The following is a 21,851-nucleotide window of genomic DNA, read 5'->3' as shown; positions in this document are numbered from 1 at the left end:
ATTTTCTCTTATGCAAAATAGCCTAGTAATGTCCCTGCTTTAATCTCATCGTTTAAACCTACATGAATCCTAGTGTCTTTAGGCAAAAGCAAGCTAATAGAACCATTAATTAAAAATCCCATTCTATCGCCTGCTTTTAAATCATATGAAATATTATCTAATTTCAATTTTCTATCAAAAGAACCTGCATAAATACGCAAAGCTATTGTTTGATCTTTTTGAGTCTTTGCTAAGATAAAAGCCCTTTCATTCATTATTCTTGCAGATTTTAACTCACTACACAAAAAAAGCCCATGCTTTAAACGAATATCTGCAATATGCATGATAAAAGGTGCATTAAAATTCCCAGCATTGTAAAAAGCATTTTTGATATTAATCTCTACACACTCACCCAAATCTTTATAATGCATGTTATCTATCCTACTTACTTTGCCATCTATAGGTGAGAAAATAGCCTTTTCATCATTTGCGACAAAATCTCTTTTAGGAGATCTAAAAAGAAAAAGGCAAAATAAAATTAATAATAACAATAAAATTGAAAAAGAATGGACAATCCACACAAGGATAAAAAGCAAACTTAAAAGAATTAAGCTTAAATATCCATCTTTTGCAATATATTCTTTCATTCTTCTACTTTGACTTCAATTTCATCAATTTGCTGCAAACGTGTTGGAAGATTATTTTGAGTTTCAAAGTCTTTAATAATCTCTCGTACCTTAGCTCCTTCAATAGTTTCTTGCTCATAAAGCACTGCTACCATAGCTTCAATCGCACCTTTATAAGTACTTAAGGTATTTTTAACATCCTTGTAACGTTCATCTAAAGTTTGTTTAACATAATCATCTAAAGATTGAGACATTTTTTCAGAATAGTCTTTTATAGTTTGACCACCGTTTAAAAAAGTATTTCTTTGCTTTTCAAGCACCATAAGTCCTGCAATTTCACTCATGCCATATATAGAAATCATAGCCTTTATGATATCTGTTGCTCTTTCTAAATCATTGCTAGCACCGGTTGAAATCTCTCCTATAAACACCTCCTCAGCCGCACGTCCACTTAAAAGCACATCCACTTCGGCAATAAGCTCATGCTTTTGCATCAAAAATTTATTTTCTTCAGGGGTATTTAATGTGTAGCCTAATGCTGCAAGACCACGAGGAATAACAGAAACCTTGCTAACACGCTTAGCACCCTTAGTCGTTTCAGCGATTAAAGCATGCCCACACTCATGATAAGTAACAATTTTCTTTTCTTTTTCATTAATACGACGTGATTTTTTCTCAAGCCCAGCAATAGCTCTTTCTACAGCCTCTACTAAATCTTTTTGTTCTACATATTTTTTAGAATCTCTTCCTGCTAAAAGTGCTGCTTCATTAATAATATTTGCAAGATCAGCTCCTGCAAGTCCTGCAGTTAAACGCGCTATATCCTCTACTTTCACCTTTGGTGAGATTTTAACATCTTTCATATGCACTTTTAAAATATCGCATCTGCCTTTAAAATCAGGTTTATCTACTAAAACTTGACGATCAAATCTGCCCGGTCTTAAAAGAGCTGCATCTAAAACTTCAGGACGATTTGTAGCTGCTAAAACAATCACAGGAGAACTCTCAGTTCCAAAGCCATCCATTTCAGCTAAAAGTTGATTTAAAGTCTGTTCTCTCTCATCATTTCCACCCATCATTCCACTAGCAGCACGACTTTTACCTATGGCATCAATTTCATCGATGAAAATAATGGCAGGGGCTTCTTTTTTTGCATTCTCAAACAAATCCCTAACACGAGATGCACCCACACCTACAAACATTTCGATAAAAGAAGATCCTGAAACGCTAAAAAAGGGTACATCAGCTTCACCAGCAACAGCCTTAGCAAGCAAAGTTTTGCCTGTACCTGGAGGTCCAACAAGCAAAAGTCCTTTTGGAATTTTTGCTCCAAGTTTAATGTATCTTTCAGGGTATCTTAAAAAATCTACTATTTCTTTAACTTCTTCTTTAGCTTCTTCTACACCAGCCACATCGCTAAATTTGACTTTTGGTTTTTCAGAATTTACTAACTTTTTAGAACTTCCTATACCAAGTATAGAACTGCCCATATTTTTTTGCATACGGCTTGCTAAAAACATCCAAATACCAAAGAAAATAAACACCGGTAAAACCCATGAGAAAAGTATATCTGTAAACCAATTTGTCTCAGAATACGCTCCATAACCGATATTTTTACTGTCTAATAAAGTCACAAGCTCAGGATCATTAACCTTTTTTGCTACATAAATAGTATTATGCGAAGTTGAAATTGCTTTAATCGTAGTTTGACCTATGCTTACTTGATTAATTTGTCCACTTTCAATAAGCTTTTTTAATTCAGAATAAGGAACATTTTTACTCACTTCATTCCCAGTTAATGCTCCACCAAAAGAACCATTTCCATCAAAAAATCCTTTAAAAATCACTATCATCACAATTGCAAAAATTGCAAAAATAACAATAGGATTTTTATTAAAAAAATTATTACCTTGCGGATTACCCTTGTTATTTTGGGTGTTATTATTCATTATTTATCCTTTTTATTATTTTTATATACAAAACTATACCACTCATTGATTTGTAATTCATCAACAAGTTCTAAATCTTGAAATTTTTCTCTAATTCTCATTTTATATTTATCTAAAATTCCTGATAAAATAAGTATAGCATTATCTTCTAAATGATTTTTAATATCTTTTTCTAAAATTAAAATCACATCAGCAATAATATTTGCAACTATTAAATCATATAAACCTTGTGCCTTATCCACAGATCCGCACCAAGCATTTTGAAATTTTACATTATTTAATTTTGCATTATATAAAGAACTCTCAATTGCTAACTCATCAGTATCGCAAATTTCGACTTCACAACCAAATTTTGCCATAATTATACCTAAAATTCCACTACCACAGCCAAGATCTAAAACTCTTGACTTTGCTTTAGCATATTTGTGTAAAAATTTTACACAAGAATGCGTGCTTTCATGATGACCAGAACCAAAAGCTAAAGCTGGATTGATTTTTACATTAATGCATTCTTTTTTTTCTTTTTGCCAAGTCGTGTGGATATAAATATTATCAATCAAAATAGGCTTTATGCCTTTTTTATATTCTTCTATCCAGTCTTTATTTTCTTTTTCTGTAAGGATTAAATCAGAAATAATTTTCTGATTTAAATTAAGAGTAAGTGCTAATTTTTGGGCAAAGGTTTCAAGTGCCCAAGCCATCTCATCTAAAGCCTCATGGGATCTTATATAAACACCCTTATCTTTCTCTTCTATAGCTTCTATGCCCAAATCAAAAATAAATTCAAGAAATAAATCTTTATACTGCTTTTCTACAATGAAAAACAATTCATAATATTTTTTTTGCATTTAAAATTTCAAAAATAATCTTATTCGGCCGCACCTTCTCCGCTGCCAGTTCCTAAAACATCTTCAAGTTTTTCTTTTAAAACTTGAGGAGTAAAAGGCTTTACAATATAATTATTCACCCCAGCTTTTAAAGCGGTGATAACTTCAGCTTTTCCGCCTTCAGTTGTAACCATAATTATAGGCATATCTTCATATTTTGTTTCTGCTCTTACTTTTTTAACAAGCTCTAAACCATTCATTTCTGGCATATTCCAATCTGTGATTAAAACTTTGACATCTTCGTTTTTAGTTAATAAATCCCAAGCTTCAACTCCATGCTCAGCTTCTAAAACATCATCGTGTCCAAGTCTTGTTAGGGTATTTTTAATAATCCTTCTCATAGTAGAACTGTCATCAACAACTAACAATTTCACAATTTCTTCCTTTCAAAGTTTTTATACTTTTATATTTTACCCTTTTTGGTCTTATTAATCAAGCCAAAAAAATTTTCAAGAATAAAATTATATCATCTTTTAGTTAAATTTTTACTCAAATACTATTATTTTTATATTTAATTGTAAATAAATAAACACTAAAACCTAACAAAAGTAAACTCACCCCGCTAATAAGATAAATCGCATAAATCATCTGAGACAAATCCCCAATAGCAAGCTTAAACACAAGCATCAAAGCTTCAATAGCCAAAGCTACAATAATAGAACCTAAAAATCTTACCATGGTCTTTTGAATTCCGCCACCTTCTTCTTTCGTCCTTCCTAAAACCTCTTGTTCGATTAAAGTTTTTGCTAGATCAAAAATCGCTAAAGCCAAAGTTATAGCGATAGTACTTTCAAACATATGCTCTATACCTATAGCTTGATTATCAAAAAGACTGAAAAAACCTTTTTTAAACAAAAAACAAGTAATAATAAATAAAACCAAAGCAAAACAAAAATAAACAAAACGACTAAATTGAGTAAAAATAAATTCAAATTTTCCTGCTTGGATAATTTTTAATATATCTTCAAGTTTTATGTCAATACATACGACAAAAAGCAAATTATTTTTATCATCATAAATGGGCATTGATGCAGTAACACAAAGTTCATTATTTAAAACAGAAGGATAAGGATCGCTTAAAACACAACGTCTTAATTTGACCGCCCTATAAAAATAAGACTTTAAGCTCCTATCTTCTCCTCTGCCTATCTCATAAGCTCTATTTAAAGAAATCATATTCTCTATTTGTATGCCTGAAGTATCTAAAACATATAAAGCATCAAAAACCTCAGCCTCATGTGCGATTTTATCTAAAGCTGTTTTAACACTCTCTAAATGGATATTTGGAAGTTTATTAGGTAAATTTCTTGTTAAAATATAACTCATATAAGCTCTAATACGGTAACGATTGTCTTCAAATCTTTGTATGTCTTTAATATACATCTTATACACCTTCTTTATTGTGTTTAAATTCAGGAACGATTTTTAATAAAGCATTTGAAACATCTTCGCTCTTTTGTAAATTTTCAATTTCCTCATTAAGCCAGGTTAAATCGACTTTATCAGTTTTTGTGACAAAAATGCTTTCATATTGGGTTTTAGCATCATTTTCATCAATCAAAAGTTCTTCATAAAGCTTCTCTCCTTTTCTTAAGCCTGTAATTTTAATCTCTAAATCGTTACGATTAGAAAGTAAAAGCATTTTTTTTGCCAAATCCATGATTTTTACAGGCTGGCCCATATCTAAAACAAAAAGCTCTCCACCTTTTGCAATAGCTCCAGCTTGCAATACAAGTTGCACTGCTTCATCTACAAGCATGAAATAACGCACTATATTAGGATGTGTTAAACTCAAAGCTTCATTATTTGCAATTTGTGCTTTAAATTTAGGTATAACACTCCCACTTGATCCTAAAACATTTCCAAAACGCACACAAGCAACTTCAAAATTTTTATCACTCATATTTAAAGTATAAAGCTCACAAACCCTTTTAGTACAACCCATGATATTTGTAGGACGCACAGCTTTATCTGTACTTATCATTACAAATTTAGCCACTTTATTCTTCTTAGCACTATCACATAAAATCTTAGTCCCTAAAATATTATTCATTATAGCTGAATGAGGGTTTTGCTCACAAAGAGGCACATGTTTATAAGCTGCAGCATGCAAAATCAAATCAGGCTTATAATTTTGTAAAGTTTTATCTAAACTTTGTTTATCTAAAATACTTAGCAAAACAGGAGTGATTTTTTCTTTATATAAATTTAAATTATCATTAATCTTATAAAGATTATACTCGCTATGATCAAGCATGATAAGATGTTTTGCACCGAATTTAAGACACTGCTTGCAAAGCTCACTTCCTATAGTCCCACCAGCACCCGTAACTAAAACTACTTTATCTTTTAAAAATGCAGCCACAGCACTATCATCTAAGTCCTTAGGTTTTCTAGCAAGCAAATCTTCTATGCTAATATCCCTTGCCTCATTTCTTGTAAAAGAAAAAATTTTTACATCACAAATGCCATAATTTATCAATTCTTCGAAAAGTTCTTTTAATTCTTCTTGTTCAAGCTTTAAAGCAATAATAGCTGTTTTAACCCCTTTTTGAACATAAAATTTTATTTTTTCTTTTTTTTCTACAACAAATTTATCACAATAAGTTCCTATAAGTTCTTTTCTCGCATCTACAACACCCACAGGAAAAAGACCTAAAGAACCCTCTCTTGCACCTTTTAACAAATGCAAGGCCTTAGAGGTTGCCCCTACAACAATACAAGGCATTTCTTCTTTTATATTTGAAGCTTTAAAATCCACAAGCATTCTTTTGCTAATTCTTAAAGTACCTATAAACATATAAGAAAGCACAAAATCTATCACAATAACACTTCGCGGAAAAGGATTAAAAAAATCACTAAAAAAATAAAAAATCACTAAAAAACCAATTTCTGCCAAAATTAAAGCGATAAAAATCTTTCTTGCCTCATTAAGAGAAAAAAATCTCCAAGCCACCTTATAAATTCTAAAAACAAATAAAAAAACAAGTTTTAAAATCAAGAGAATAATCCCACAAGCAACCATACCATGATAAAAAATACTAGGAATATCTCCACTAAATCTTAAAGAAAAAGTCAAATATATGCTAAGTATGATTAAGAGTACATCTGAAATTAAAAAAAACGCCAATCTTTTGCTCTTATGAAAAATCATATTAAGCCTTTATACTCTTTAAAATCAGCTTTGAAACTTCATAAACATCATCTTTATTCATTGTCGTAGCACTAGGTAGACAAATTCCTTTTTGAAAAAACAATTCGCTATTGCCATTTACATAAGCTTTTTGGCCTTTAAAAACCTCTTGAGTATGCATAGCCTTCCAAAGCGGACGCGTTTCAATTTGCTTATCTTTTAAATCCTTTATAAGTTTTGAAATTTTAGGATGTAAATTGATATTTTTTTGAGTGATTTTTATATCCTTTTTAAAAGCATTCAATTGAGTCTTATCAAAATCAAGCAAAGCAGTGCTTAACCAACGATTACTCCTTGAGTCCTTTAATTCTTCTAAAAAACTAAAATATTCGCCTAAAAATTCCTTATACCATTCATAAATTTTTCTTTTTTGAAGCACTCTTTGTTCTAAAACCTCCATTTGTGCTACACCAATAGCTCCTAAGACGTTACTAAGACGGTAATTATAACCATAATCTAAATGCTCATAATGCAAGCAATTTTCCCTAGCTTGAGTACTATAAAACCTTGCTTTTTCGATTTTTTCCTGATCTTTTCCTACAAGCATACCTCCACCTGAAGTAGTAAGGATTTTATTGCCATTAAAAGAATAAACTCCAAATTCCCCAAAAGTCCCCAAAGCTTTATCATGATAAAAACTTCCCAAAGCTTCTGCAGCATCTTCGATTAAAACAATCCCATTTTCTTTACAAACACAAATAATTTCATCCATCTTAGCTGCATTACCATAAAGATGGGTTAAAATCAAAGCCTTAGGTTTTTTCTCACACTCATTAATAGCAAGCTTTAATAAAGCTACATCTATATTATAAGTCTCATCACAATCAATAAAAATAGGCTTTGCTTTAAGATAATAAATAGGTGCTACTGAAGCAATAAAAGTAAAAGATGAGGCCAAAACTATATCATCTTGCCCTACCCCTGCTACTCTTAAAGCCAAATGCAAAGCAGCTGTGGCTGAATTTAAAGCCAAAGCATTTTTACTCTTGGTGTATTCTTTAATACTTTTTTCAAAATGATCAACAAATTCGCCCAAAGGTGCTATATAATTGCTCTTAAAAACTTCTTCTATATATTTTAATTCATTGCCGCTCATATGGGGGGAGGAAAGAAAAAATCTCATCATTTGTCCTTTACATAAAACAAATTTTATATATTTTACCTAAAAATTTACAAAGAAACAAATAAAAATCTTTTTATAAAATAGCATTTTATTTTTTTCTTTTCGCAGGAACTCCTATAAAAACACCTTGTTCTTTTTCACTTCTAATTAAAGTTGCCCCACCACCTAAAATACTATTATCAGCCAAGGTTAAATTAGGCAAAACACAAGAATTAATCCCTAAAAAACAATTCTTACCTATCTTAACATTCCCTGCACATTTAGCCCCTACACTTACATGGCTAAATTCTCCAACTACACATTCGTGTTCAATCACACTTGAAGTATTTAAAATAACGCCTTTTTCTATTTTAGCTTTAGCATTAACTACTGCATAAGGCATGATTAAAATCCCTGCATTCTCTTTTATAATCGCACTAGGACTTACCAAAGCGCTTTTATCAATAAGATTGACAATTTTAAAACCATTTTTTAAAAGCTTTTCATAGATTTTTTTTCTTATTTTATTATCCCCTATAGCGACAAAACAATCATACTTAGGCAAACTAGGATCAAAGCCTACTCCTTTAAAATCATCTAAAAAAATACATTCTTTATAGCCCATACTCCTAGCCACATCTTCACAAACAAGCCCATGGCCGCTTGCTCCATAAATATAAATTTTTTCAGTTCTTTCCATTAAATTTCTCTGTTGTAGCATGTCCTTCTTTACTCACCCCAGTGCGTTTTAATACCTTTAACACAGTTAAAAACATAATCTTTAAATCAAAATAAAAAGAAATATGCCTTATATAATACACGTCCAATTTAAATTTTTCACTCCAAGAAATGGCATTTCTACCATTTATTTGTGCCCAGCCTGTTATACCAGGACGTACCTTATGGCGTAGTTTTTGTTCTTCATCATAAAGCATTAAATACTCTACTAAAAGAGGCCTAGGTCCTACAAAACTCATATCCCCTTTTAAAATATTAAAAAGTTGTAAAAGCTCATCCAAACTCAAAGTTCTAAGAATCTTTCCAAAAGTCTTTAAACGCAATTCATCACTTAATAATACTCCCTTCTCATCTTTTTCATCACTCATAGTTTTAAATTTATAAATCTTAAAAATTTTCTCATTTAATCCAGGACGTTCTTGGGTAAAAACCACAGTCCCTTGACTTATTTTTAAAACCAAAGCAATAAGCAAAATCACAGGAGAAAAAAGTACTAAAAGCAAAAAAGCTAAAGTAAAATCAAATATTCTTTTTAAAACATTCTCATACATTTTTCACTCTTTCATCATAAAGTTTTAAATAGCGTTGTGCAATGAGATTCTCATCATATTTTAAAGCATCTTTAGCAGCATTTTGACCTAAATTCAATCTTAATCTTTCATCTTCTAATAAAAATAGGATTTTATCAGTTAAATCTTGAGTATCTTTAGTCTTTGCCCAAAGCCCATCATAAGCATGAGAAATAGCCTCAACACAACCCTCACAATCACTCACTATAATAGCTTTTGCACAAGCTTTTGCCTCTAAAACACTTACAGGAAAACCCTCTTTATAGCTTGGTAAAACAAAAATATCGCTATTTTGCAAAAATTCTACTATATTTTCTTTAGCACCTAAATAATACACATTAGATGAAGTTAAAAATTCCAAACTCGCACAAGAAAGATTCTCATCCCTTCCCCCTATTAATACAAAATTGGCTTTTGCTTGCAAAATCTTAGCACTCTCATAAAATTCCTTCACACCTTTATGCCACAAAGCTCTAGCAATCATTAATACAATAGGCTTTTTATCTATATTAAATCGCTTCCAAAAAAGCTCTTTTTTTTCTAAATCCATATGGATAGGAAAGAATTTTGTTAAATTAACTCCAACTGATTTTATAATGCAAATTTTATCCTCTTTAAGTCCCAAATTTCGCATAAATTGCGCATTGCTTTCATTAACAAAAATAAATTTATAAACTAGTTTAAAACTGATTTTATAAAGAGTATTGATCATAAAACGCACTAAATTAGCTTTTAAACCTTGTTCTATATAAAAAGATCCCAAGCCCTCTATAAGAGCAAAACGATAAGGAATCTTAGCCCAAGTTGCTGCAAAAATTCCAAAAGTATTGCTTTTGTGTGCAGCACTTTGAATAAGATCTAAATTTAATTTTTTCAAAATTTTTGCAAGGTGGAAAAAATTTTTAAAAATCACAAAAGGATTTAAACTTGACCTATGAAGTTCATAAACAATCAAATTACAATCTAATTCTTGAAGTTTTTGAGTGTATTGATCTTGTGGTACTATAATAAAAACTTCATCTCCCCTAGCCTTTAAAGCCTTAATAATAGGCATCCTAAAGTGATAAATACTTGATCCTGCATGGGATAAAAAACCTATTTTCATTTTTACCTTTTAAATTTTAAGTTTAAAAACCTTAGCATCTCTAGAATCAATGATTAAATCAAACAAATTTTTATCATAATTTCCCAAAAAAAACATCTGCACATAAGCACTATTAAACATAGTCTTATCCATTAAAATAAATTGCACATAATCAATAGGGCTATCTTTAAGATAAAAAATATAAAATTGTGCCTTATCATCAATAGGAGTGATTTTATATTCTCCTTGTTTGATAGAATTAACCTCTACAATACTATTAACTGAAATCACATTATCATTTACTCTAAAACTTCTAAAATCATCACTTAAAATCACCCCATTACTAAGATAAATCTCGCCATTTTTGATATCTGTAGTATAAGCTGTACTAAAAGTAAATGGCTTGTCTAAAATCCCTGTGTTTAAATTGATAAAAGAAAAACTTGCCACCGTAGAAAAAATCAAAGACATTCTAGCAGGCATATAAAAATAAATATCGCGCGTCTTTGGGATGTCGATCTTAAAATCAGCTTTAGATAAAGAAGCTAAAAACAAATCCACATTGCTTTGATTATAATCTTTCATCATAGCTTGTAAAATATCTGTTTTTAAAACATCCTTATGCAAAGCATAAAAACTTTTTTCTGTATATTCTACACTAAGTCTTGCCATATTAGCCGCAGCCTGTTCATTTTTGCTTAAAGCAAAAGAAGGGAAAAAATTATCCTTTCCTAAATGCTTTCCTCCATCCACTAAGGTTTTAACATCACTATAATAACGCACAGGATAACCATAATCCCACCAAGTTACCACATAATCCTCGCCTTTAGCTATACTTTTTAATTGGTTTAATAAAGAAACTTCTTTTTGAGAAAAAACAGTCGGTGCTTTATAATTATAAATATGAAACAATGCAGGAGTTAAAGCCAAAATACTTATAAAAACAATACAAAGATTTGAGATGAAATGACTATATTTTTTTAATATCATTACCCTTATTTCACTTAATAAAAAACCAAATCCTAAAGCCATTATAGGTACAGCATATATTGTAAATCTAAGCCCCCCTTTTAAAGCTAAAAAACCAAGTGCAAGCATAGGCAAAGCTATCATTATACTTTTATGCTTTCTCATAAAAGTAATAAAAGCAATAAAAGAAGCTAAAAAGACAATCTCACTCCCACTAATCCTTCTCATAAATTCACTTAAATCTACATTTTCAACTTCTTGTATAGTTTGATTGACATTAAAATACATAAATCCTTGAGTCAAACTCACACTCTCATCGCTTCTAAAAATATAAAATTTAAGCTGATAAAGTATAGGATCTATACCTCCACTTATAATCAAAAATATTAAGGTTAAAAATCCTAAAATTCCTATAGTTAAAAAGGTTAAACGTTTTTGCTCTAAAGCAAACAAGGCAAAAAGTATTACTATAATAGCACTTTCATAAAACCATGCTATATTTGAAAGCGTCAAAGAACATAAAATCACTGCTAAATAAAAAATCTTTTCACTTCTATGAAAAACAAGAGTATAAATAAAAAAAAGACCGATTAATGCAACATTTAAAGTATAACTTGAAGGATACCACCAAAGATAAATCCCTACAAACAAAGGCAGACTAATTAAAGAAAAAAAATCTTTCTTTAAAATCATCCTTATCATAAAAAATAAAATACACATAGGCAAAACAATCACAAGCATATCTGTATCATAATAACCACTCATAGTACGATTATAATAACTGTTTGCTATGCTTGCTAAAAGAGCAGCTATAAAACCCATTAAAGGACGTTTATACTCATTAGCTATTAAAATAATAGGAATAACCACCAAAGAAGATAAAAAAGTACTCATATATAAAATAATACTTTCAAAAGAAAAAGGCATGATTTTATAAAACCAATAAGTAAGTGTAGATAAAGAAGATCCATAATAACTTAAATCATTAGCCTGATGAAAACCTGCTATCATATCTCTTGCACCCTCAGCAAAAGCATATCCGTCATTAGAAACTATCATTAGTTGATTATTGAAAAAATACTCATTAAACTCACTTGCCCACCAAACCCAATAAAACCTACAAAGTACACTAAAAACATAAGCTAATACAAGCATTATGCTTAAAACTACATAGGGGTTTTTTAAATATTCCTTCCTTAACATATTTTATCCTAGTAAATATTTTAAAACATCACGTGCGATTTTTACCTTATCAAAAGCCACAGCCCTACTTTTAGCTTTATTTTTATAAGCTTTTCTTAATTTCTCATCTTCAAGCATGGTTTTCAAACCATTAAACATAGAATTTTCATTATTTACCTCAACTAAAAGACCAAATTCATCATCACCAAAAAGCTCTCTTGCACCACTTTTATGATCAGTACAAACCACAGCACATCCACAAGCAAGACTTTCAATCAAAACATTAGAAAAACCCTCAAATACAGAAGCAAAAGCAAAAAATTCACATTTGGCCATGTATTTATAAGGGTTGTTATCAAAACCTAAAAGCAAAACCTTATTTTTTAAATTCAAATCTTCAATCAAACCCAAAAGCTCATCTTTTAATTCCCCTTCTCCTAAAATCACAAGCTTTAAATCAGTTTTTAATCTAGCATAAGCACGGATTAATAAAGCATGATTTTTACCCTTATCAAGCCTGCCCACACTTAAAATAAATTTATCTTTTAAAGCAAGCTCTTCAAGGCATTTTTGCTCTATGTTTTTAAAATCAATGGCATTATATAAAATTTCACATTTTTGAGAAGCTATGTTGAAATTTTGAACCAAGTCTTCTAAATTGCCTTTAGAATTAGGTAAAATCAGATCTGCTTTAGGATAAAGCAAAGAAATTAAAAATTTATTTGCTAAAGCATTAAAATTATTTTTAGCATACATCACACTTGGGGTAGTGCACTCATTGATCACAAGGCGGGTTTTATTTCCAAAAATTCTTGCTAGTAAAGCTATATAATTGGGTCGATTTAAAAAAACAAATTCCGTATTAACATGAATTTCTTGACAAAGTTTTTTATATTTTAAGGCCAAAAGAGGTAGTTTTAAAAATTTTAAAATAGAATTTTCATTTGTTCTTGAATGTTCTAAAAAATGAATTTTACACTCAGGGATTTCATAAGAAATTTTATCATTCATTAAGATTAAATGCACTTCAAATTTCAAACTCAAAATAGGCAATAAAGTCGCTACAACCCTTTCAGCACCACCACTTCCTAAAGAATAAATAAAAATTGCTAATTTTTGCATAAAGCCACCCGAATTTTTGATAATTTTTCAATCCACCTACTTGGAATTATACTTAAAATGAGTAATATTAAAGCAGGAGTATTTATCTTCATACTCAAGCTTTTAAACAAACACAAATAAAGCGCTTTGTAATTTTTAGCAAGCTTAGCATAATAAGCCGCCATTTTATAATGGCTTGCACAAACTTTTTTATAATCTTTATCCTTGCTAATTTGAAGTTCATTTTCTAAAATTTTAGCAAGCTCTAAATACCCCAAATACACCCTATAAGCATTTTTACTCGATCCTAAAGTCACACTATCTTTTCTAAAAATACGATAAATCCTAAAGGCTTTGTGGATATAAAAGCTTTTTTCTTGATACAAATGCACCCAAAGTGTAGCCTCATTTCCATAAAATTCTTCATTAAAACGCTTATTTTCTAGCAAAGATTTCTTAAATACAGAAAAAAATTCTCCTCTAAATTTTTGCATTAAAAAATCTTTTTTAGAAATTTTAGTGTCTTTTTCTAAACCTTTCCCACTAAACTCAGTGCTTAAAACACCTTCTTTTTCTATTAAACAATTTCCAAAAACATGAGAATAACCTTGGGCAGCTTTTTGCATTAAAACACTCAAAGCATTAGGCAAAATTTCATCATCATCGTCTAAAAAAGCTATAAATTCGCCTCTGGCTTTATCTAAACCATTGTTTTTATTACCATTAGGACCTTGTTTATAATTTTGATTTAAAAAATACTTAATACGCTTATCATCTTTTTGCAAATCCTCTACCACACTTTTAGTATCATCATCAGAATTATCATCACTAACAATAATTTCTAAATCTTTAAAATCTTGATTTTGTATACTTTCAAGTGCTTTTTTCAATAAAGCCGAACGATTATAAGTAGGTACAATGAGTGAAAGTTTAGGCATTTTTAACCTCTAATATGAGTTTAAGCCATTGGTTTTTAATACGTGAAATTTCAAAGTCTTTGCACCGTTTTTTAGCATTTAATACAAGCTCTTTTCTGAATTTTTCATCCTTTAAAACTTGCTCTATTTTCTTTGCCAAAGCTAGCTCATCATCACAAGCTACTAAAAGCCCATCATAATTATCTTCAATCAAGTCCCTAGCTCCATTGTAATAAGAACTTGAAATCCTACAAACTTCAAAATACAAACTTTCTATCAAAACTGTGGGCAAACCCTCCATAAAAGAACAAAGACAAAGCACCTTTGCCCTTTCATAAAGTGATCTTATATTTTCAACATGACCTAAAAACTCAACCTTTATTCCTAAAGACTTTGCTTTATACTCAAGCTCTTGTCTTAAATATCCATCCCCTGCTATAACAAATTGATAATTTTCTTGCAAATTTTTATCTAATTTTGCTATAGCTTTTAAAAACATTACAGGGTTTTTATTCTGATCTAAACGTCCTATAAATAATACTAAATTTTCTTTTGTAAAAGTAGAATGTAAAGCAAGCTCATCGCTAAAATGACAAGGATTAAGTAAAAGCTCTACTCTTTTAACAAATTGTTCATAATATTTTTTATCATCATTTCCAAGCACACTTAAAGCATCGCAAAAAGGATAGCTAATGCGTCTTAAAAAACGCCAAATTTTAGGTTTTAAATACGCTTTATTACTATGTTCGCTAATAATTATAGGTGTTTTAAGCCCTAAGCTTGCCACAATGCAAGCAATATTTGTAGTATCTAAAAAAGAGATAAAAACATCAGCTTTACTCTCTTTTAAAGCCCTTCTTAAAGCAAATATTTTTTTAAAACGGCTTACAATTTTATGATAAAGTGTATCAAATCTAAATTGCTTTAAAGTTGTAAGCTTGACTTTATCATCAAGCTTATAAAAAGAATCTTGCGCATGGAATTTAATAATATGAATTTGATGTTCTTTACAAAGCGCATTTGCTAAAGTCACTAAAACACGCTCGGCTCCACCTGAATTTAAAGTCGCTATGATAAAACTTATTTTCATTATCTTTCCTTTTCAAGCTTACCCTGATTTAAACGATAAACTTTATCACATTGTGTTATGGTTGAAAGACGATGTGCGATTACTATCATGGTTTTATCTTTTGAAAGCTTATATATTTCATCCATAATCTTTGCTTCACTTTGCATATCTAGTGCTGAAGTAGCTTCATCAAGTACTAAAATTTCAGGCTCTAAATATAAAGCCCTTGCTATAGCGATGCGTTGTTTTTGTCCCCCGCTTAAATTACTCCCTCCATCACCGACTTTTGTATGCACACCTTGCTCTAAATTCTTAATAAAATGTTCTAAATTAGCTTGCTTAATAACCCTATAAAGTTTTTCTTCATCAACTTCATCACCAAAAGTAATGTTTTTAGCAATAGTATCGTTAAAAAGATAAATATTTTGCGGGATATAACCTATTTTTTGACGATAATTTTTAACATTGTCCTTGCTTAATTTTTTATCATCAATCATGATTTGTCCCCCTTTTGGTTTTAAAAGTCCTATAATAAGATCTACTAAAGTACTTTTCCCACAGCCACTTTCACCTATAAAAGCGATTTTTTCACCTTTTTTAATATGCAAATTCAGATTTTCAAACAAATACTTTTTCCCTTTGTAAGCAAAACTTAGATTGCAAATTTTTAATTCTTTTTTAAAATCTATCTTTTCTTGGCCTAAATTCTCTTCTTCTTGCTTTAAATTTTGATAAATAATATCCAAAGAAGAATGATAATAAAGCAAATCATGATAGCTTGTAATAATACGATTAGCACTAGGCATTAAACGATAAAGCGCTAAAACAAAAATAGAAATTATGGATAAAATTCCTGAAATATCACTCTCATTTTTCAAAACCAAAAAAACTACTATAAAAACAAGTATACAAAAACCCATCCCTTCAAGATAAATTCTAGGAATAGCAGCTATACTTTCATGAATAATATTTGCCTTAGAAAAAGCCTCACTCTGTGCTTTAAAAAGATTTAAAACCCCTTCTTCTTTGGTTTTAAGTTTAATAAATTTAAAATTATTTAAATTAGTATTTAAAATTTCAAAGAAGTTTTTCATAGATTCTTCGCGTTTTGTACCTGCTTTTTTAATAATAGGGCTTAAAATTTTAACCAAAACAAAAGCATTTAATATCATAAAAATACTCAATAACAAAGTGATTTTATAATTGATTAAAAGCATTAAAGAATAAAGTAAAAATACCACAAAAATTTCACTCATTAAAAGCAAAAAAGATGCAATCATTGTGCTTAAATTATATACTTCTCCTGTTATAGACTTCACAATTTCAGATTGATTTTTTTCGCTGAATTTTTCATAATTGATATTTAAAAATTTAGAAAAAACCTTATAAGCAATAGCATGGTAACGCCCCTTAGAAAACCTTGCTAAAAGATGAAAATAATATGCATTTAATAAAGATCGTAAAAGATAAAAAACTATAAGCGCTAATCCAAAATAAACCACAATTTCAAAAACAGGGATATTAAGGTATTTTTTGATAAAAATTAAATATTTATTTGTATTAAAATAAGAAAAATCGCTTGCTAAAGCAATAAAAGGCATCACTAAAGAAATCGCAAAAGTTTCTATAAAAGAAATCAATACTGAAAAAACAAGCAAAAAAAATAAAAATTTTTTATCTTCCTTGCTTAAAATAAAAAAAAGCTTTTTTAACACTGTTTTTCCCAATCAAAAGCAGATTTACAAATAAGCTCTAAATCATCGTATTTTGGCTCCCAAGAAGTAAGCTTTCTAATCTTGCTTGCATCAGCAATGAGTACGCTAGGATCCCCTGCACGTCGTGAGGCAAACTCGACTTTAAAATCCACTCCACTAACTTTTTTCATCGCCTCAATCACTTCTTTAACGCTAAAACCATGTCCATAACCCACATTAAAAACATCACTTTGATGATGATTTAAATATTCTAAAGCTGCTAAATGCGCACTTGAAATATCATCTACATGGATAAAATCCCTTATACAAGTGCCATCTTTTGTATCATAATCATCTCCAAAAACAAAAAGTTTATCGCGTTTTTGTGCAGCACACTCAGCTGCAACCTTTATCAATAAAGTTGCTTTTAAATAGCGTTGCCCAAGTTTATAATCCATACAAGCACCCGCAACATTAAAATATCTTAAAATACAATGCTTAAATTCAGGATGTGCCATGCTCGCATCACGCAAAATATCTTCACTCATTAATTTACTACGCCCATAAGGATTAATAGGCATTAAAGGACTTGTTTCACTCACAACTGGACTTTGTGGCTCACCATAAGTAGCTGCTGTTGATGAAAATATGAATTTATTTACACCTGTTTGCAAGCAAGTTTGGATTAAATTAGTGGTATTTACTGTATTATTCATATAATATTTTAAAGGGTTTTGCATACTTTCAAAAACCTCAATACTAGCAGCAAAATGCACTACAGTATCAAATTTTTCTTTCTCAAAAAGAGTTCTTATAGCTTTAAAATCACTCAAATCTTGCTCAAAAAATCGAAAATCCCTTATTTTTTTTAAATCTTCAATGGCAATCTTAGATCCCTTAGAAAGATTATCTAACACACAAATTTCATGATTGGTTTTTAAAAATTGCCTTAAAGTATGAGATCCAATATAGCCCGCACCACCACTAATAAGAATTTTCATCCACAATCCTTCATTTTTAAATTTTATCCTAAAAAGAAATTTTAATATATTTTTTTAAATGCTCAAGATTATAATTTTGATATTTCATTCTCACAAGCTTTAATAAAAATTTCTACATAAGCCCTATCTGTTTTTTTCAAACGCAAATAATCACACATACAAACAAGAAAACGCTTATAATCTTCTTCATTGATATTAACTTTAATCAGCTCATATTTTAAAAAAAGCATGTAGGTGTTTAAAACATCGCTTTCACAATACTCATGAATTTTTTCAAGCTCATTTTGATAAAAAAGCTCCATGACAGCATCGCCTTGCACCTCATATTTTCCTGGCAAACCCACCATAGAACACAAAGTATCAAGCTTCATCCCACGACCATTAGCTCCTAAAGACTCAAACAAATCACAATGCTTAAGTTCTGAAAATCTTGTTTTATAATTATTCCATTTATCACTTTGCGTATCAAGATAGGCTGCAGCTTTAATATTATATTTTAAAGCCCTTAAAACAAGCACAGGCATATCAAAATTTTTACCATTAAAACTGACTAATTTTGGCTCATAAGTCTCAATAAAATTAAAAAAATTAGCAATCATTTCTTTTTCACTATTGCCATCAATTTTATTTACTTTAATAAATCTTCCAAAACCATCGCTTAAAACTGCACAAATACTAATGATTTTGTGGTAAGGCAAGGGCAAAAACTCACTCCCACTTTGTTCTTTTTGCCATTGCAAAGCCTGCAAACTCACTTCTAAATCCCCTCCATTAAAACCTAAAGTTTTGCGGATTAAATCCGTATCGGGTATACTTTCACAATCAAAAATACAAATATAACTTTCATTTTTTATCATTTTTTAACCTTTTTTTAAATAATTTTGCTAAAATCATAGCAAAAATTTTAAAATACAGGTTTTAATGAAAATAGCAATCGTTCGCTTATCAGCACTTGGCGATATTATACAAAGTGCCGTGGTTTTACAATTTATCAAAAATTTCAAAAAAGATATAGAGATTCATTGGTTTGTAGATATTAAATTCGAAGGCATACTAAAAAACCATCCTTTAATTGACAAGCTCTATGCCTTGCCTTTAAAAGAAAAGAAAATGTTTAAAAGCTTTCAAATTCTTTTACAAGCTAGAAAAAATAATTATGATGCAGTTATGGATCTGCAAGGACTCATAAAATCTGCCATAGTAAGTAGAATTTTAAGTAAAAATAATTTTGGCTTTGATAAAACAAGTTTAAAAGAAAGCTTTGCACATAATTTTTACAATCAAAAACTCAGCATTGATTATAATGAAAATGTTTTTGTAAGATATCTAGCCCTTGCTTCTTTTATGCTTAATACAGACTTTAGTGCTAAGGATTTAAACTTTAAACAAGATATTTTTAACGTAGATAAAGATACAAAAGAAGCCTTATACCAAAAACTCAATCTGAATGCTAATGAAAAAAACATACTCATACACGTAGGTTCAAGCGTAGAAAACAAAATCTATCCCAAAACAAAACTTGCTATACTCTGCAAACTTTTAATCAATGAATTCCCAAAGGCAAAAATTTGGCTTGCTTGGGGCAATGCAAAAGAACATGAATTTGCCAAAGAGGTTTTAAGCCTTAGTGCTATATGCCAAAACAACATACAAATAAGCCCAAAATTCAATCTTGAAGAACTCATAGCCTTTACTAAAATGATGGATTTAATCATAGGAAATGACAGTGGACCAACACATTTAGCTTTTGCTTTAAATAAAGCTTCCATTACGATTTTTGGATCAACCCCTAGCCATAGAAATGCCTTTAAAACCAATATAAATAAAACCATTGATGCAGGTAAAAAAATCCTAGATGCTAAGCATATTGACAAAAGCGATTTTTGCATCACTCTTATAGAAGAAGAGGACATTTTTAAACTTGCTAAGGGTTTACTCAGTGAAAAATAAAGATAGATTGTACCTTAGTCTTTATTATATTTTAAACTTTTTTGTTGTTTATATGCCTAATTTTATTTTACATTTTTTGGCTTTAATCACTGCAAGAATTACCTTTTATCTTAATAAAAAACACCGCAAAATCATCGATGTAAATTTAAAAATTTGCTTTCCAAAATACACTAAAAAACAACGCAATAAAACTGCCTTAAAAATTTATGAGAATTTTGCTCAATTTAGCATAGATTGCTTACAAAACCAAAACACCACAAAAGAAAAAATTCTTCGCAAAATATGTTTTATCAATGAAAATTTTCTCAAAGATGCTTTAGCAACAAAACGTCCCATTATCTTTGCCACAGCGCATTATGGAAACTGGGAAATTTTAAGCCTTGCCTATGCAGCCAAATACGGAGCTATTTCTATAGTAGGAAAAAAACTAAAAAGCGAAGTGATGTATGAAATTTTAAGCAAAAATCGCACCCAATTTGACATAGAACTCATTGATAAAAAAGGCGGTTTAAAACAAATGCTAAAAGCTTTAAAACAAGGGCGTGCTTTAGGAATGCTAACTGATCAAGACTGCACAGATAATGAAAGTATAAAAGTAAAATTTTTCGACAAAGAAGTAAACTACCAAATGGGAGCAAGCTTTATAGCGCAAAAAAGCGATGCTTTAATCATACCCGTTTATGCTTATAAAAGCCAAGAACATTCCTTTTGCATCCAATTTTTTCAAGCCAAAGACTCAAGGAATTCAAGCTTAGAAGAACTCACGCTTTATCAAGCACAAACTTGCGAGGAAATGATCAAAAAAAGACCTTGGGAATATTTTTTCTTCCACAGACGCTTTGCAAGCTTTAATGAAGAAATTTATAAATAAAACAGATTTTTTATATTTTTAATTTTTTTAGGATGTCTCATTAAATATTTAATACAATGCTTTAACAAAGATATTTTGTTTATACTAGTGCTTTTTATTAGTTTTATTATATTTAATGGATCTTTTTTTAAATCAATTTTTAATATATTACAGTGCCAAGCAAGGGAATTTACAAAAAAAGAATCGTATTGGCATTTTTTATTTTTCAAATAATCATTATAAAACCGGTTAATAACCACACCTGATTTTACCACACAATAACAATGATAATATTTTTTTAATAAATCATCATTATCAAAATAATAGCGTATATTTTCTAAGTACTTAGGCAAAGCATGATTATTATTTATATTTTTAGAACTTGAAGAATCTTCTCTTACTCTATAAACCATCAATACTTCATGTAAAAACAAAATTTTCTTAGCCAAAGCAAAAAGTATTATACCAAAATCATTATCTTCATTATATATACCATGAGTAAAACGAAGTTTGTAAAGATTTAAAACACGAGCCTTAAATATTCCTTGCCAAGCAAATACAAAAGAATATTTATTACAATCTATAATAGCATCCAAAGCACAATCATAGTAATTTTTACACATACTATTAGGTATTTCAAAATAATGATTGTTGACAATTTTACCTTCATTTTGGATATACCTACAAATATTATGCGTACAAATATCTAAATCCTTTTCCAACATAGGCTTAATACAAAGTTCTATGCAATTGTTTAAAAAATAATCATCACTGTCTAAAAAATGTATGATAGCATCATGGGGTAATTCTTGAATGATAAAATCATTAATATTTTCTATAGAACTTTTAATATATCTTTCTTGAATAAGGGTAAAAGTTGATTTTATAGTTTCTTTTTTTAAGATTTTTGTATCCTTATCAAAACCATGTGTTGTACAAAAAGAAATAATATTTTCTTCTTTTTTATCTTGGAAAAAAGATCTTAAAGCAC

At 29.7% G+C, this 21,851-nt stretch carries 20 protein-coding genes; 2 read left to right on the top strand and 18 right to left on the bottom strand.

Annotated elements, in window-relative coordinates:
* Positions 1 to 8: 8 nt before the first annotated feature.
* The 17 genes from GRQ01_RS03820 to GRQ01_RS03740 form a co-directional block, all read right to left on the bottom strand.
* Positions 9 to 626, bottom strand: a complete 618-nt coding sequence (locus GRQ01_RS03820) for a phosphatidylserine decarboxylase (protein ID WP_158334514.1) — start codon at positions 624 to 626, stop codon at positions 9 to 11.
* On the bottom strand, positions 623 to 2,554 hold the full coding sequence (gene ftsH / locus GRQ01_RS03815; RefSeq protein WP_158334513.1) for an ATP-dependent zinc metalloprotease FtsH: 1,932 nt from the start codon (positions 2,552 to 2,554) through the stop codon (positions 623 to 625). Before ftsH ends, GRQ01_RS03820 begins: the two co-directional genes overlap by 4 nt.
* Complete coding sequence (locus GRQ01_RS03810; RefSeq protein ID WP_158334512.1) at positions 2,554 to 3,402, bottom strand: 50S ribosomal protein L11 methyltransferase; 849 nt, start codon at positions 3,400 to 3,402, stop codon at positions 2,554 to 2,556. The genes ftsH and GRQ01_RS03810 overlap by 1 nt, the downstream gene beginning before the upstream one ends.
* A 20-nt stretch (positions 3,403 to 3,422) precedes the next feature.
* Positions 3,423 to 3,815 (bottom strand): chemotaxis response regulator CheY, encoded by a 393-nt coding sequence (locus GRQ01_RS03805; protein ID WP_203121185.1) that lies wholly within the window; start codon positions 3,813 to 3,815, stop codon positions 3,423 to 3,425.
* Between the two features lie 115 nt (positions 3,816 to 3,930).
* Positions 3,931 to 4,824 carry a PDC sensor domain-containing protein gene (locus tag GRQ01_RS03800; protein WP_158334511.1) on the bottom strand — a complete coding sequence of 298 codons (894 nt, stop codon included), beginning with the start codon at positions 4,822 to 4,824 and terminating at the stop codon, positions 3,931 to 3,933.
* A 1-nt stretch (position 4,825) separates the two neighbouring features.
* On the bottom strand, positions 4,826 to 6,595 hold the full coding sequence (pglF, locus tag GRQ01_RS03795) for a UDP-N-acetylglucosamine 4,6-dehydratase (configuration-retaining) (RefSeq protein ID WP_158334510.1): 1,770 nt from the start codon (positions 6,593 to 6,595) through the stop codon (positions 4,826 to 4,828).
* Between the two features lies 1 nt (position 6,596).
* A complete protein-coding gene (gene pglE / locus GRQ01_RS03790; protein ID WP_158334509.1) occupies positions 6,597 to 7,757 on the bottom strand; it encodes a UDP-N-acetylbacillosamine transaminase in 1,161 nt (386 codons plus the stop codon).
* A gap of 88 nt (positions 7,758 to 7,845) precedes the next feature.
* Entirely contained in the window at positions 7,846 to 8,436 is a 591-nt protein-coding gene (gene pglD, locus GRQ01_RS03785; RefSeq protein ID WP_158334591.1) for a UDP-N-acetylbacillosamine N-acetyltransferase, read from the bottom strand.
* The gene (gene pglC / locus GRQ01_RS03780; RefSeq protein WP_158334508.1) at positions 8,423 to 9,025 is read right to left on the bottom strand and encodes an undecaprenyl phosphate N,N'-diacetylbacillosamine 1-phosphate transferase; all 603 of its coding nucleotides are present in this window, start codon (positions 9,023 to 9,025) and stop codon (positions 8,423 to 8,425) included. The genes pglD and pglC overlap by 14 nt, the downstream gene beginning before the upstream one ends.
* Positions 9,018 to 10,148 (bottom strand): glycosyltransferase family 4 protein, encoded by a 1,131-nt coding sequence (locus GRQ01_RS03775; RefSeq protein ID WP_158334507.1) that lies wholly within the window; start codon positions 10,146 to 10,148, stop codon positions 9,018 to 9,020. Before GRQ01_RS03775 ends, pglC begins: the two co-directional genes overlap by 8 nt.
* A gap of 9 nt (positions 10,149 to 10,157) precedes the next feature.
* Positions 10,158 to 12,299, bottom strand: coding sequence for an STT3 domain-containing protein (locus tag GRQ01_RS03770; RefSeq protein WP_158334506.1), 2,142 nt, complete (start codon positions 12,297 to 12,299; stop codon positions 10,158 to 10,160).
* Positions 12,300 to 12,302: 3 nt separating this feature from the next.
* Positions 12,303 to 13,400, bottom strand: a complete 1,098-nt coding sequence (gene pglJ / locus GRQ01_RS03765) for an N-acetylgalactosamine-N,N'-diacetylbacillosaminyl-diphospho-undecaprenol 4-alpha-N-acetylgalactosaminyltransferase (protein ID WP_158334505.1) — start codon at positions 13,398 to 13,400, stop codon at positions 12,303 to 12,305.
* A complete protein-coding gene (gene pglI / locus GRQ01_RS03760; RefSeq protein WP_158334504.1) occupies positions 13,388 to 14,317 on the bottom strand; it encodes a GalNAc(5)-diNAcBac-PP-undecaprenol beta-1,3-glucosyltransferase in 930 nt (309 codons plus the stop codon). Before pglI ends, pglJ begins: the two co-directional genes overlap by 13 nt.
* On the bottom strand, positions 14,310 to 15,389 hold the full coding sequence (gene pglH, locus GRQ01_RS03755; protein ID WP_203121198.1) for a GalNAc-alpha-(1->4)-GalNAc-alpha-(1->3)-diNAcBac-PP-undecaprenol alpha-1,4-N-acetyl-D-galactosaminyltransferase: 1,080 nt from the start codon (positions 15,387 to 15,389) through the stop codon (positions 14,310 to 14,312). The genes pglI and pglH overlap by 8 nt, the downstream gene beginning before the upstream one ends.
* Positions 15,386 to 17,080, bottom strand: coding sequence for a BC-type lipopolysaccharide transporter PglK (gene pglK / locus GRQ01_RS03750; protein ID WP_203121183.1), 1,695 nt, complete (start codon positions 17,078 to 17,080; stop codon positions 15,386 to 15,388). The genes pglH and pglK overlap by 4 nt, the downstream gene beginning before the upstream one ends.
* Complete coding sequence (gene galE / locus GRQ01_RS03745) at positions 17,074 to 18,060, bottom strand: UDP-glucose 4-epimerase GalE (RefSeq protein WP_158334501.1); 987 nt, start codon at positions 18,058 to 18,060, stop codon at positions 17,074 to 17,076. The genes pglK and galE overlap by 7 nt, the downstream gene beginning before the upstream one ends.
* 68 nt (positions 18,061 to 18,128) lie before the next feature.
* Complete coding sequence (locus tag GRQ01_RS03740) at positions 18,129 to 18,917, bottom strand: 3'-5' exonuclease (RefSeq protein ID WP_158334500.1); 789 nt, start codon at positions 18,915 to 18,917, stop codon at positions 18,129 to 18,131.
* A gap of 64 nt (positions 18,918 to 18,981) precedes the next feature.
* On the opposite strand from GRQ01_RS03740, the gene waaC reads away from it, so the two are divergent.
* Positions 18,982 to 20,010, top strand: a complete 1,029-nt coding sequence (waaC, locus tag GRQ01_RS03735) for a lipopolysaccharide heptosyltransferase I (RefSeq protein WP_158334499.1) — start codon at positions 18,982 to 18,984, stop codon at positions 20,008 to 20,010.
* On the top strand, positions 20,000 to 20,881 hold the full coding sequence (locus tag GRQ01_RS03730) for a lipid A biosynthesis lauroyl acyltransferase (protein WP_203121181.1): 882 nt from the start codon (positions 20,000 to 20,002) through the stop codon (positions 20,879 to 20,881). The genes waaC and GRQ01_RS03730 overlap by 11 nt, the downstream gene beginning before the upstream one ends.
* On the opposite strand, the gene GRQ01_RS03725 is transcribed toward GRQ01_RS03730, so the two are convergent.
* The coding region (locus tag GRQ01_RS03725; RefSeq protein ID WP_193699217.1) for a hypothetical protein at positions 20,872 to 21,851 on the bottom strand (980 nt) is incomplete at its 5' end. The two genes, GRQ01_RS03730 and GRQ01_RS03725, sit on opposite strands and share 10 nt — an antisense overlap.

It is taken from the genome of Campylobacter bilis, assembly GCF_016806695.1.
Lineage (GTDB): Bacteria > Campylobacterota > Campylobacteria > Campylobacterales > Campylobacteraceae > Campylobacter_D > Campylobacter_D bilis.
Note: the sequence above shows the minus strand (reverse complement) of the source record. Positions and strands in the feature narration are given on the sequence as shown.